This is a genomic window from Limnochorda pilosa (genome assembly GCF_001544015.1).
In the GTDB taxonomy this organism is placed as follows: Bacteria; Bacillota; Limnochordia; order Limnochordales; family Limnochordaceae; genus Limnochorda; species Limnochorda pilosa.
The window spans coordinates 2,183,298-2,196,870 of sequence record NZ_AP014924.1 but is presented as its reverse complement, the minus strand read 5'-3'; the positions used below and the strand labels follow the sequence as shown (position 1 = coordinate 2,196,870).

Here is a 13,573-nt window from a genome sequence, read left to right as displayed (position 1 = left end):
GCGGAGGGTACGACTCTCCGGTAGGGAAGGGCACAGGGACACATGCCACTTCCCCAGCGCTGGGAGATCCGCTTGCGCGGCCAGGCCTATGCCGAGAGCACCTTCGGCCTGCGGGGACTCGGTGCTCAGCTGGAGCAGGTGACATGCTCGTTGCATGAGGGTCATGTCTGCTGTGGAGCGTCGTCGGGTCGATCGAGGCAGCCCAGAAGCAGGCCCACCTGGGGCGTGATCAGATCGTCGAACAGCACATGGACCCAAAAGGTGATCAGGATCAGCAGCACTACCTTCTTGTACGGCGCCATCGAGCGTCGAAGATTGCGCAGCATCACCCACGCAATCCACCCAAAGAGGATGAGTGCCCCTGGGATGCCCCACCCCGTGGTGATGTTCAGGTACAGGTTGTGGGGAGTCATCGCGTGCTCGTATTCCTCGGGCAGCCTGTACTGGGGATAAGCGAGTTCGAAGTTGCCGGGCCCCACACCCAGCCAGGGGTGGTCTCGGATCAGCTTCAGCGATCCTTCCCAGATTCGGAAGCGCTGAACGTTCCTGGCCAGATCCAGAGTGGAGAGCAACCGCTCGCGGAAGAGCGGGCTCGACACCAGCGCGACCCCCAGAAGAGCTGCGGCTGGGATGAGCACTCGCCAGCTGAGTAGGAGCGCGCCGGCGACGGCGCTGGCAGCGACGCCCACCATCGCGCCGCGCGAAAGCGTGACGAAAACCGCTGCCAACGAAAGGATCCCGATGATGCCACCCTCAAGGCGCCCTCGACCGGTTCGTGCGGTGGCAAGCCAGGCCAGGCCGCCGATGGCGCCAACCTCCAGCACGACGGCCAAGCCATTGACCCCCTGACCTATGACGTACCCCCTGCCGCCCGGGCCGGCAAAGCGGTCGAGGAGGGTGATCCCGGCCACCGATACCTGGAGTTCGAAAAGGCGTGCGACCACGACGACGAGGGCAAGGAGGCCTGTGGCTCGAAGGAGGTCGAGAAGGAATGCTTCTGGATCCCGCACAGCCCATCGACCCAGGACGTAGAGCCAGAGAAACGCGAATGGGACCAGCCAATTGACCGCGCCCCGTGCGGCATCCACACCGGCCCAGACGCTCGCCCAGCCCGCCAGGCCGAGGGCGGCGAAGACCAGCAGATCCACGCGTTGACTGCGAAGACCCCGGATGACCGATCGGCTGCGTAGCGAGAGCAGCACGACCGCGACAACGCCAGCCACGGGGTGAAACGGAAGAAGCCAGGCTACCACTCGATCGATCCATTTGTCGTGCGTCGCCGGGACCGTGGATTCCGTCAACTGCTCATGCCTCGTCTCAAGGAGATCATAACGGGTGCGGAGTGATCCGTTGAGCCATACGCCATCAGGCGACCGCGACAAGACCATCGGCCATTTCACCGTCAGCCCGCAGTGTTCCTGCCTGCCGAGAGGGGGGACGACCGGGGGAGGCTGACAGCTCTCGGGCGGCCAATCATACGGTAAGGGCTGCGCCGGATTGTTTCCGGCAGGCATTCGTGATTCCAGAACGGGAGACGTCTGCGATCTCTTCGACGAGCGGACACCGCCCTCATGAAGCGAGCTCGTGGCTGAAGACCCAGCGTTTCGGAACCGTTGCCAGGATCGCCACGAACTTTCGGCAAGAGGTGGAGAGCGAGGGAGGAGTTTGCCAGGGGAGGAAGTAGGTTAACTGTGGTTCTTAACCTACCTGGTGAGGAGGATCAGCGTGGCAGTGCGGGTGGCACGGATGGTGCTGGCGGTGTTCCTCGGGCTGGGCTTCCTGCTGCCGGTCTCCGTGGGCGCAGAGGGCCCGACTCCTTTGGCTGCGGCTGGTTACCTCGTCATCCCCGAACCCCGTTCCGTGCAGCTGTCTGGCGCGTCCTTCGCTTTGGACGGGCAGTGGGTGGTCGATCCCGGTAAGGTGGCGCCGAACGACATCGCGGTTCGCATGCTGATCCAGGACATGCGGGAACTCAACGGCGTCGAGCTCTCCCTGGGGAGCGCCGGCAGCCGGGTGATCCGGCTGGCCGTGGAGCGAGGAGCTGTGAAGACGGGCGCCCGGCAGGCTGTGGACGATCAAGGCTATCGCATGGTTCTGGAGCGAGGCAGGATCACCATCACGGGCAACAGCCTGGTGGGTCTCTTCTATGGAGTGCAAACCCTCAACCAGCTGGTGAAGCAGGCATCCGATGGGTCCCGCCAGTTGCCGGTGGCGACCATCGAGGATTGGCCGAGCTACGAACTGCGCTTCCTCCACTGGGACACGAAACACCACCAGGACCGCATGCAGACGCTCAAGCGGTACCTCGACTGGTCGGCGCGCTTCAAGGTGAACATGATCAGCTTCGAGATCGCGGACATGTTCGCCTATCCCAGCCACCCGGTCATCGGCGCCCCCGGTGCCTTCACGCCCGAGGAGCTCCAAGATCTGGTGGACTACGGCCTCGAACGCCACATCCAGATCGTGCCGAACGTTCAATCGCCGGCCCACATGGACTACGTGCTGAAGCACCCTGAGTTTGCACAGCTGCGGTCGGATGGGAGCAACTACCAGGCCAACACGTGCGACGAGCGAACCTACGAGCTGCTCTTCGACATGTACCAGGACCTGATCAACGCCACCCGCGGGGTCAGGTACTTCCACGTCTCCACCGACGAGTTCTACTATCCCGGAATCGATCCGTCGTGCCCCAAGCCCTACACCCCTGAGAACAAGAGCCTCACGTGGATCGACTTCGTCAGCCGGGTCCACGAGTTCATGAGCCAGCGCGACCGCCGCATGATCGTCTGGCTCGAATACCCCGTGTGGCCCGAGCACATCTCGCAGCTTCCCTCGGACGTGATTGACGGCGTGCTGGGGGACGATTACCTGCCCCCGAGGGACCCGGCCGTTGTAGGCCAGCAGCAGGTCGACGCGGAGAAGGCCAACGGCATGGACGTGCTGGCCTACACGTGGATCCAGGGGAGTGACTACCTCCTCCCCTACACCTTCGAGAGGGACATCCTCGGGGGTGTCCAGCGCTTCCTCTCCCGGGAGGCGAAGCAGCTCTGGGGCGAGTACCCGCTGGGTGCCTTCGGGGCCGCGTGGGATGACGCCGGACTGCACAACGAGGTCTTCTGGCTCGGGTGGTCCGCGGTGGCCAACTGGAGCTGGACGCCCGATGCCCCGTCGGTCAGCCAGCACCTGGCCGCGTTCATGGAGACCTACTACGGACCCCGGGTCGTGGGTATGACGGATGTCTACCGTGACCTCGAGGAGCAGGTCAGGTTCTTCCGCAACTCCTGGGACGAGGCCGGGTCAAGGGAACGAGGCTTGGGCTACGGCTATTCGGACGGCAAGACACCAATCATGTTCAAGGACATGTTGCTGCCCACCCCGCCCATGCCGCGCCTTCCGGGCCTGGACTTCGTGCCCATCTACCAGACCACCCTCTACAGCGGCCGGGTGGACGAGGCGAAGGCGTTGCTGGCGGAGAACACGGGGCTCATGGAGCGCCTGCAGGAGAACCTGGGCCGGGCGGACCGGAACCAGTACAACCTCGAGGTGCTCTACGCGCTGGCCAGCTTCGTCCGCCACCACGAGTCCATGCTGATCGGGCTCAGTCAGGTCGAGCGGCATCTGCAGCAAGCCAGGAGCGCGGCCGAGGCGTACCGGCCCCGTCCTCAGGATGCTGTGAAGTCGCTCATCCGGGCGTACCAGGCAGCCGAAGCCATCGTCGCAGATCGCCTGGCCACCTTCGCGGAGCTCACGGCGACCTACGAGAAGAGCCGGTTCCCCAAGGGCCGCTCGGTCGATGGACGCACGTACTTCCATGCCTACGACGACGTGAAGAACCACTGGGCCGGTACTCGCCCCGATCTCTCCTTCATGACCGCACCCGAGGAGCGGATCGGGCTCGAAGGCTGGATGGCGGACCTGAAGGCGCTCACTCTGGAGTACGCTCAGAGCCACGGGCTCGAGCTGGAGCCGATCGAGAAGGAGTTCGAACCGGGAGCGTAATGGACGCGGCGGAACGAACGGACGCGGGGGTCAGGCCCGTCGGGCCGGCCCCCGCGGCCCGCTCAAGAAGGACGGCCCGTGGGTCTCACATGTCACGATTCGCCTGCGATGGGACTTGGAAGCAGGAGTTCCCGACGCACACATGGTATGTAAAGAGTGATACTTAACGTAGACACCAGGTCAGGTGGCGCCCATGTCCAGCGAAGAACGAGCTCGTCCGGCGGCCAGCTCTCCCGGCTTCATGCGCCAGGCCAACCGAATCCAGGTGCTGGCTTACATCCGAAGGCGGGGGCCCGTCTCGATCCCGCAGATCGCCGCGGAGGTGGGTCTCAGCCGTCCGACCGTGGGGCGCATCGTCACCCAGTTGATCGATTCGGGTCGGGTGCGGTCCGATGGCCAGGGTGAGGGAGACCGGCGGGGGGGCCGCAAGCCCAACCTGGTCTCGTTCGATCCGGCGTGCATGTCGATCCTGGGCGTCGACATCGGGGCGGTCCGCCTCTCGTGCGCGCTGGCCGACCTCGAAGGAACGGTGCACCTCCGGCTGGAGCAGCCGACGGGCATCGGGGACGGCATCGAGGCCGTCATGGGCCGCCTGACGCGAATGACGGATCAGGCGCTGCAACTGGCCCCTCCGGAGCTGGCTTCCCGTCTGGCGGCGGTGGGCGTTTCGGCGCCGGGCAGCGTCGCTCAGAAGGACGGGCGCTGGATCCACTTCGCCACGCTCTTCCCGGGCATCGAGAACGTGCAGATCGCCTCGAGGCTGGAGGAACGACTGCAGGTTCCAACCCTGGTGGAGAACGACGTGAACGCAGCCCTGCTGGGCGAGCGCCGGTGGGGCGCCGCCAGGGGCTTCAACCACGTGCTCTACGTCAACATCGGCTACGGGCTCGGTGCAGGTGTGATGGTGGGGGGGAGGCTCTACCGCGGGGCCAGCGGGAACGCGGGCGAGATCGCGGACATGGCCATGGAGCTTCCCCCCACGCAGGGGGAGGAGAGCAACGAGGCGCAGGTCAGGTTGGAATCGTGGCTGTCGGGCATGGGCATCGCCCGGCAGGCCTTCGAACGCCTGGGCGAAGAGCTGTCCGCGGAGGAGGTCTTCCGGCGTAGCGCTGCCGGAGATCCCCAGTGCCGCGCCCTCGTGGCGCACGTCGTCGATCTGGTGACGTTGATGGGGGCCAACCTCATGGCCTTCTTCGATCCCGAGATCCTGATCCTCGGAGGAGGAGTCTCTCGTTCCCTATCCATGGATCTCCTCACCTCACGCATCACGGAGCGGCTCGGCCGGCCGGCACGGGTGGTCTCGTCCGCTCTGGGAAGGGACGCAAGCCTGATGGGAGCTGTCGCCCTCGCGCTGTCCCAGGCCGAACGGCGGCTCTGATGCGGCACTCCGCGGGCTGGGTCCGCTCGACCGGGGGCCGGCGGGCGGATCGGCACCTGAAGGCAGGAATCGAAACGAAGGGAGTGGCAAGGGTGACCCGCAGTCTGAGGAAGGTGCTTGGGCTCTCGATCGTGGCTCTGGTGGCGGTGTTGGTGCTGCAGGCCGGTGTTGCGGCCCAGACCCTCGAGTTCTACAGCATGTGGAACAAGGGCGAGCCGCAGGAGAAGGTGCTGTCGCAGATCTTCGAGGACTTCAAGGCCGAGACGGGCGTCACCGTGCGACCGACCTGGGCCGGGCGCGAGATCCTCACCAAGGCGCGCCCGCGGCTGCTGATGGGGAATCCTCCCGACGTGCTGGAGCAGTCGTTCAGTGAGCTCTGGGCCGCCCTGCTCGCCCGGGACGAGCTGGTGCTGCCTCTGAACGACCTGCTCGAGGGTCCCGGACCGGAGGGCGACGGGCGCTTTGCAGACCTCTTCGCGCCCGACTTCCTGAACCTCTATGCGCGGAACGGGAAGTACTACTTCGTTCCGTACGAGTACATCACCTCGGGCTTCTTCTACAACAAGACGCTCTTCGCCAAGTACGGCCTCGAGGTCCCCACGACCTGGTCTGAGCTGCTGGACGTGGCGAAGACCTTGAAGGAGAACGGGGAGGCCGCCTTCGTCCAGGACAACGACGATCTCTACAACGCCTATTGGTACTACTGGGCTGTGGAGCGAACGCTGGGGCCGGGCGCCCTCTACCGTGCGGCCACCGACCGCACCGGGGCCACCTGGGACGAACCGGGCTACCTGGAAGCGGCCAAGATGGTCGAGACGGTGAGCGCGGCCGGAGAGGACTACTTCCTCAAGGGTTACCAGGGCAGCGTGTGGCCGGCGGGTCAGGTGAGCTGGGGGCAGGGGAACGGCGCCATGATCCTGGTGGGCTCCTGGATCGTCAACGAGGTGGCGCCGTCCGCCTCCCCTGACTGGGATCCGGGCTTCTTCGCCTTCCCACCGGTGCGCCCCGACGGCCCGAACACCATGGAAGCGTACCTCATCGGCTGGGCGATTCCCAAGAAGGCCAAGAACCAGGAACTTGCCAAGCAGCTCATCCGCTTCGCCCTTCAGGAGAAATACCAAGAGATGATCGCCGAGGTGGCCCAGAACGTTCCCGCACGCTCCGGGGTGGGTTACCCGAAGGAGATCGCCGGCATCCAACCCTACGTGGAGAACGCGGATGGGTTCCATGTGGAGTACGACTTCACTCAGGCCAGAATCCCGCAGTGGTTCAGCACCCTCTTCGGCCCACTGGGGACCCGTCTCCTGCACGGAGACCTGACCGCGGAAGCCTTCATCGGCGAGATCAAGGCGAAGACGATCGAATACTGGAAAGCGCAGTAGCCGGTAGGGCGGTGCGTCGGCCGGCCCGGAGAACCTCCGGCCGGCGCACCTTCTTGTGCGCGAGCAGGTCACGCCAGGGGTTCGTGGCCAAGGAACCGGGAATCGGGGTGAAGGCGTTGGGCGTGCGTCAAAGCAAGGGCTTCATCGTCGCGTCGCTATCGGTTCCTTTGCTGCTCTACGTCGGTTTCTTCGTTTACCCCGCGCTTCAGGGGTTCTACGTGAGCCTCTTCAACTGGGACGGCTTCAGCACCAACATGGCGTTCAGGGGCCTGGGGAACTTCCGCGAGCTGCTGGGCGACGGCCACTTCTGGCGCGTGGTGATGCGGAACACCCTGGGCATCCTGGTGATCGGCGGTGCGGCCGTCCTGGGGATCGCCCTGCTCTTCAGCCACCTGTTGACGGGCAGGGTCCGCGGCAAGCGCTTCCTCAGGGCGGCGGTCTTCTTCCCGAATGTGGTCAACCCGGTGGCTCTGGCGGTGCTTTGGGGGTTCATCTACAACCAGCAGTGGGGGCTCTTGAACGGCCTGCTGCGGTCGGTCGGTCTCGATTCGTTGATCCGGACCTGGACCGCGCCGGACTCGCTTTTCTGGGCGCTCCTGGCGGCCCTTGTCTGGATCAACGTGGGCTTCTACACCGTGATCCTGGTGGCCGCCCTGGACCGGATTCCGCCCGACTACGCCGACGCGGCGAACGTGGACGGGGCGACGCCGTGGCAGGTGTTCTTCCGCATCAAGCTGCCGCTGATCCGCGACATCCTGAGCCTCGCCATCGTCTTGTGGGGCTTCACGGCCATCAAGGAGTTCTCGTTCCTCTACGCATGGGGCGGCGGGGGGGCCTTCCCGCAGCCGGGACAGCAGAACCTGGCCGTGTACATGTACGCGATCTCCTTCGGCACGCGCGAGGCGACATTCCGCATGGGGTACGCCTCCGCCATGGGGGTCCTCATGCTGTTCATCGTCTTCTTCTTCGTGTTCGCCTTCTGGAAGCTGCTGGGGAGGGAGAGCGTTGAGTACTGAACCGAGGCCGTTCGATTCCGCGGAAGCGCGTTGTCCGCCGGAGACACAGAAGAGGGGACTGCCGACGAAGGCTCGACTCCGGGACGTGCCCCGCATGATTGCGATGGCGTTCTTTCTGGTGTGGATCGGTTTCTCGCTCTTCGCGTTCGGGTGGATCCTGCTTGCCTCCTTGAAAACCAATCAGGAGTTCTTCCGCGGGATTTGGTCCCTTCCGGAAGCACCCCAGTGGGGAAACTACCTGCGGGTGCTCACCTCGGGGAGCCTGGGGCAGTACTTCGGGAACAGCCTCTTCGCGGTGGCCGTCTCGGCCTTTCTGGTGCTGGTGCTGGCCACTCCGGCCGCCTACACCCTCGCGAGGATGCACTTCCGCGGCGCGCAGACCCTCTCCAGCCTCTTCATCGTGGGGATCGGGGTACCGGTGCAGGTGATCATCATCCCGCTCTTCTTCCTGATGTTCCGGGTCGGGTTGGTGGACACGCTCACGGGGCTGATCCTGGCCTACGTGGTCACCTCCTTGCCCTTCACCATCTTCCTGCTGCGCGGGTTCTTCCGAAGTCTCCCCAGTGAGCTGGAGGAGGCGGCCACCGTCGACGGATGCAGCCCTTCGCGGACCTTCCTCTCCATCATGCTGCCGCTGGCCGCACCGGGTCTTCTGACCGCGACCATCTTCAACGTGGTCTGGCTGCTGAACGAGTTCCTCCTCAGCCTGACCCTCCTGGTCAGCAACACCAAGTACACACTGTCGCTTGGCCTCTACGCCCTCTATGGCAACATGCGGTACACGGGCGACTGGGTGGGCCTCTTCGCAGGGTTCGCGGTGGTCATGGTTCCATCGCTGCTCGTCTACGTCTTCCTGTCGCAGCGGATCATCGAAGGTCTCACCCTCGGGGCGACCAAGGGCTGAGATCGCTGGGCTGGCCGGTGCACTCGACGTGGCGAAAGGGGTCGGACGCATCATGCAGGGACGTACGGTCTTCAAGGCGGAGCGGGTGGTAACGCCTTTCCGGAGCATCGAGCGCGGCGCCGTGCTCGTGGAGGGCGGTCGCATCGTTTGGGTGGGACCTCAGGTCATGCTGCCGCCTCAACCCGATGCGCAGGTCGTGGATGCCGGCGCTCGGACGCTGACCCCGGGCTTCGTCGACATCCATGTCCACGGGTCCGGCGGGCATGCGGCCGGCGCCTCGGCGGACGCCACGGCCGGCATGCTGGTCCAGCTCGTTCGCCACGGGGCCACCTCGGTGCTCCCGACCCTCGGGGGCGACGAGGACTTCGAGGAGCTGCTGCGGGAGCTGGACGTGGTGCGTGCGTTCGTGGGAACCGATACTCCGGGCAGCGACGTTCTGGGAGTTCACCTGGAGGGGCCGTACCTCTCGGCCGAAGGGGCGGCGCGGGGCTCGCAGATCGTGGAGGCGATGCGCCGGCCCTCGGTGTCGGAGGTAGAGCGGATGTGGGACGCGTCGGGTGGGACGTTGCGCTACATGACCCTGGCGCCCGAGATCCCGGGAGCGATGGAGGTCATCGACGCCCTGGTGGAGCGGGGGATCGTGCCTTCCGCCGGCCACACCAACGCGAGCTACGAGGTCATGGACGCAGCCATCCGCCGGGGGCTGCGGTCGGTTTGCCACACCTTCAATGGGATGCCTCCCATGCACCACCGGAATCCAGGCGTGGTGGGTGCGGCCCTCACCCGGCCTGAGCTGAACGCGGAGCTGATCGGCGACGGCTACCACGTGAATCCCGTGGCGATGCAGGTGCTGATGAACTGCAAGGCGCCGGACGGGATCACGCTCATCACCGACAACACCCACTGGGCCGGAATGCCGGACGGGCGTTACCCGCACGGCCCGCACACGGTGATCAAGGAGGGCGACCGCTGCTGGGTGGAGGGGGGGACCCTGTCCGGTAGCGTGATGCCCATGAACCGCATCGTGCGCGCCGTGGTGGAGACCACCGGGTGCAGGCTGGAGGACGCGGTCCAGATGGCCGCGTTCAACCCGGCCCGGCTGATGGGTGTTGCCGATCGGAAGGGGTCGCTTGAGCCGGGGAAGGACGCGGACATGATCGCCTTGGGTCCTCACTTGGAGGTGGACATGGCCGTGGTGCGCGGTCGCATCGTCTTTCAGAACCTGTGACGAGCAGGGTTGTCCGTGGGTGACGACGGGGGGCTACGGCAGGTGGGCGAAGCTGAGGCGCCGCGGTTCGTGGGTGTGGACGTGGGTGGCACCAAGGTCGCGGCGGGCATCGTCACGGCGAACGGTGACGTGCTTGCCTGGGCGTCTCGCGCGGTGGCGCGGGGCGCTTCGGCCTCCACGGTGGTGGAGGAGATCCGGGATGCGGTGGAGGAGGCCCGGAGCCGCGCGCGTGTCGGCTGGGAAGCGGTTCGGGCCGTGGGCGTTGGAGCGCCTGGGCGCGTGGACCCGCAGGCAGGGACCTGGGAAGGCAGCTCCAACCTGGTGCTCGACTCGGGTGCCGTACCGTTGCGGTATCAGCTGGAGGCGTGGGCTGGTCTGCCCACGTTTCTGGAGAATGACGTGAAGGCGGCGGCCCTGGGCGAGTTCCACCACGGAGTGGGCCACGGTCTCGGAACGGGGACGCGTTCGCTTCTCTACGTCAGCGTGGGTACGGGTCTTGCGGCCGGCCTGGTGATGGACGGCGAGCTCTTTCGCGGCACTGGGGAAGCAGGTGAGATCGGTCACATTCCGGTGGTCGCCGACGGCTACCCGTGCAACTGCGGCCAGCGCGGCTGTCTGGAGACGGTGGCGTCAGGACGGGCGCTGGCGCGCTGGGCGCGTGAGGTGGTGGAGGACGCCCAGTGGGCCACGTCCATGGGTCGCCAGCGGCTCGATGGGGCGCCCTTGAACGGGCAGGACGTGCTGGAAGCGGCCGCCCGGGGAGATCGCGCCGCTTTGGACCTGAGGCGCCGGTTGGCCAGGGGGATCGCGCTGGCGGTGGTCATCGGTGTGAGGGCTTACGACCCGGACCTGGTGGTGCTCGGCGGAGGGGTGGCGGTGGGCGGAGAGAGGCCGCTTCTGGACGAGGTCCGAGCGGCCGTGGGAACCCTCGCTCCCGAGTTGCGCAAGGCGGAGGCATGCGTGCATCTGACTCCGCTGGGCCACCTCGCGGGCGTGGTGGGCGCGGCGACCGTCGCAAGGCTCGGTCTGTCCCGCATGTGACCTTCTTCGCAACGTCGGGCCGGGCTCCCGGTCCGCCCCGGGCCGGCGGCCCGCAGGGGTAGATCCGATCCCCTACGGACCAATGGGCCCGTAAGAGTAGATCCGAACCCCCTCGACCACCCGGTGGATCACGCCGTGGCGGCTGGGAGCGTCCGGGGCGAGCCCCGACCGGATGGACGCGAAGAGCCCGAGCAGTTGTCCGACGATCACCTGAACGGGCGGCAGGACTTCGTCCGCCGTGGAAAGACGACCCACAGGGTCGAACTCGATGACGTGGTGGACCAGGTCTCGCCACTCGGGTTCGGCACGCCCGCAGACGACCACCCGCTGCAGCCCCAAAGCCTTCGCATGGAGCTCCCGCAGAAGATCTGTCTCGTACTGCCTCCGGTAGGGGCTGGATGAAGCAAAGAGGACCACCAGACTCGAGGCAGCGATGGCCGCCATGGGTCCGTGGCGGAGGCCGAGCGTCTCCTCGGCCTTGCCGACGACCTCCCCGTCGGTCAGCTCCTGGACCTTCAGGTGGCACTCGAGCGCCGCCCCGTAGGAGGCGCCCGAACCGATGAAGAAGGCCCGGCGGAAGTCCCGGTTTGCCAGGTCCTCGAGGGCCTTGTCGTGCCGCCCGAGGACCTCACCCCCCGACTGGGCGAGTCCTTCCACCACGTGCGCGTGGGCTTCCAGATCGTCCAGGTACCCGAGCGCCAGCGCAGCGACGAACATGCTGGTGAAGGAGTTGGTCATCGCCAGTCCCTGGTCGTTGGCCTCGGGAAGCTCGCAGAGAACAGCCGGGCTTTCCGTCGCCCGCGCCAGGGAGGCCAGAGTCCCTTCGGGGTTGCACGTGACAACCAGGTGCCGGACCTGGCCGGGACGCAGCCGGTCCGCGAGCTGGAAGGTGGCGTTTCCCTCGGGGCTGTTCCCCGAACGGGCGAAGGAGACGAGCAGGAAGGACGAACGGGGGAGGGTGGCCTCGGGGTCCATCACCACTTCGGTGGAAGGAACGGCTGTCACCCGGGCCTTGAGGTGCCCTGCCAGGGCCCTCTCCAGGCTCTTGCCGATGAAGTAGGAGCTCCCCGCCCCGGTGAGCAGAACGTCGTGGACACCGTCGAGAAGCTCCCGCAGCCGATTCGCATGGGCATGCATCGCCCGCACCGTCTTGGGCCAGATCTCCGGTTGCCGGGCGATCTCCCCGGGCGTGTGGAGGAGCCCCCGCGCCTTCTTGGTCTCTTCGTCGAGCTGTAGCAGCGACGCAAGTCCTGCGGACATGCCTGCATTCCTCCCGGTCTCTTCGTGGTGGTGCTCGGGGGCCGGCGGCCCAACCCCCGAGCTCCTTTCATCACCGTGTAAGGCCCACCCCGTCGACCTCCTGCCCATCCAGGAAGGCGGCGATCTCACCGGCCGCCTGCTCGGGCGTGGCAAGCCCCAGGAGCGCCCGTTGCACCGACACGATGGTGGTCTGCACCAGCTCGTCGTACCATTCCACCTGCGGAAGCGGGCGGGCCCGCTCGGACTGCTCACCGAACTGCTTCCAGTACGGATACCTGGCCAGGAGCTGCGGATCGGTGTACAGAGAGCGGAAGAGCGGCAGGCTTCCGAGGGTCTCAGCCCGCTCGCGGTCCTTCTCCTGAGAGATCATGTATTGGATGTAGCGCCAGGCTGCTTCCTTGTGCCGGCTGCTCTTCGGGATGGCAAAGGCCTCGGGCAGCGTCAGGGTGACTCGGCTCTGCGCGTCGAGCGCCGGCAGCCAGGAGGCGGCACGCACCTCGCCCACCACCCGGGAACGCTGGGGGTCGTTGGCGTAGTTGTAGGTCACGGGCGGTCCCTGGAAGAGGAAGGCGGCCTGACCCTGGTAGAAGAGGTCCGCGGCGGCCTCCTGGGAGAGGGTGACGCTGGAAGGGTGGACGAGCTTCTCCTGCCGCAGCATGTCCACCATGAAGCGAAGCGCCTGGACTCCCTGGGGCTTGTCGATGGTGATCTTGCCGGTCTCGTCGAAGTAGTCGGCGCCGAAGCTGTAGAGGTAGAAGGCGAAGGAGTTGCCCAGGGCCCACTCCTGGTTCCAGTACTCGGCAATGGGGTAGGTCACCACGCCCGCCTCCTTCAACCGGCGGGCCTGGACCGCGACCTCGTCCCACGTCCTGGGTGGCGCGTCGATGCGGGCCTCCGCCAGCATGCGGGCGTTGTAGAAGAAGAAGCGGGTGTCGTTGTTCCAGGGGATGCCCAGAACCTGCCCATTCCGGCTGAAGGTGCCCACCAGGCCGGGCAGTAGGCTCTCCAGGTAGGCGTCGGAGGCGTAAGGGTCCAGAGGCTCCACCCAGCCCGCCTCGGCGAACTTGGCCACCCAGCCGTTGTCGAACTCGATCACGTCGTAGGTTCCGCCGCCTGCGGCCAGGTCGGTGAGGACCTTGTTCGCGACCTCGTCCCACGAGAGCTGGATGAACTCCACCTCGACGCCTGTCTCCTGCTCGAACTCCCGGGTCTGCTTCTCCCACAGGCCGACCAGGTCCATCTCATGCCGGGGCATGATCACCGTGATGCGCTCGGCGGCGGCCGCGGGAACCATCAGCGCCGTCACCAGCGTGAGGGCCAGTGCAGCGAGCCAGAGCCGTCTTGCCATCGTGAACACCCCTTTGG

At 66.3% G+C, this 13,573-nt stretch carries 10 protein-coding genes; 7 read left to right on the top strand and 3 right to left on the bottom strand.

Annotation, left to right across the window (positions count from 1 at the left end; all coding sequences use genetic code 11):
• Positions 1–161: 161 nt before the first annotated feature.
• Positions 162–1,301 (bottom strand): O-antigen ligase family protein, encoded by a 1,140-nt coding sequence (locus LIP_RS09710; RefSeq protein WP_068137469.1) that lies wholly within the window; start codon positions 1,299–1,301, stop codon positions 162–164.
• 424 nt (positions 1,302–1,725) lie between these two features.
• Between LIP_RS09710 and LIP_RS09705 the strand changes: the two genes are divergently transcribed.
• The 7 genes from LIP_RS09705 (at position 1,726) to LIP_RS09675 (ending at position 10,948) form a co-directional block, all read left to right on the top strand.
• Positions 1,726–3,999, top strand: coding sequence for a beta-N-acetylhexosaminidase (locus LIP_RS09705; protein ID WP_144440421.1), 2,274 nt, complete (start codon positions 1,726–1,728; stop codon positions 3,997–3,999).
• 193 nt (positions 4,000–4,192) lie between these two features.
• Complete coding sequence (locus tag LIP_RS09700) at positions 4,193–5,377, top strand: ROK family transcriptional regulator (RefSeq protein WP_068137463.1); 1,185 nt, start codon at positions 4,193–4,195, stop codon at positions 5,375–5,377.
• 92 nt (positions 5,378–5,469) lie between these two features.
• Positions 5,470–6,759, top strand: a complete 1,290-nt coding sequence (locus LIP_RS09695) for an ABC transporter substrate-binding protein (protein WP_158509626.1) — start codon at positions 5,470–5,472, stop codon at positions 6,757–6,759.
• A gap of 122 nt (positions 6,760–6,881) precedes the next feature.
• Positions 6,882–7,775 (top strand): carbohydrate ABC transporter permease, encoded by an 894-nt coding sequence (locus LIP_RS09690; protein WP_068141845.1) that lies wholly within the window; start codon positions 6,882–6,884, stop codon positions 7,773–7,775.
• 94 nt (positions 7,776–7,869) lie between these two features.
• A complete protein-coding gene (locus LIP_RS09685) occupies positions 7,870–8,679 on the top strand; it encodes a carbohydrate ABC transporter permease (RefSeq protein ID WP_068141843.1) in 810 nt (269 codons plus the stop codon).
• 52 nt (positions 8,680–8,731) lie between these two features.
• Positions 8,732–9,907: an N-acetylglucosamine-6-phosphate deacetylase gene (gene nagA, locus LIP_RS09680; protein WP_068137457.1), complete on the top strand. Its 1,176-nt coding sequence runs from the start codon at positions 8,732–8,734 to the stop codon at positions 9,905–9,907.
• Positions 9,908–9,949: 42 nt separating this feature from the next.
• Entirely contained in the window at positions 9,950–10,948 is a 999-nt protein-coding gene (locus LIP_RS09675) for an ROK family protein (protein WP_158509625.1), read from the top strand.
• Positions 10,949–11,020: 72 nt separating this feature from the next.
• Here LIP_RS09675 and LIP_RS09670 read toward each other — a convergent pair whose 3' ends face one another.
• On the bottom strand, positions 11,021–12,208 hold the full coding sequence (locus LIP_RS09670; protein ID WP_068137450.1) for an SIS domain-containing protein: 1,188 nt from the start codon (positions 12,206–12,208) through the stop codon (positions 11,021–11,023).
• A 70-nt stretch (positions 12,209–12,278) separates the two neighbouring features.
• Positions 12,279–13,556, bottom strand: a complete 1,278-nt coding sequence (locus LIP_RS09665; RefSeq protein WP_068141841.1) for an ABC transporter substrate-binding protein — start codon at positions 13,554–13,556, stop codon at positions 12,279–12,281.
• Between the last annotated feature and the right edge of the window lie 17 nt (positions 13,557–13,573).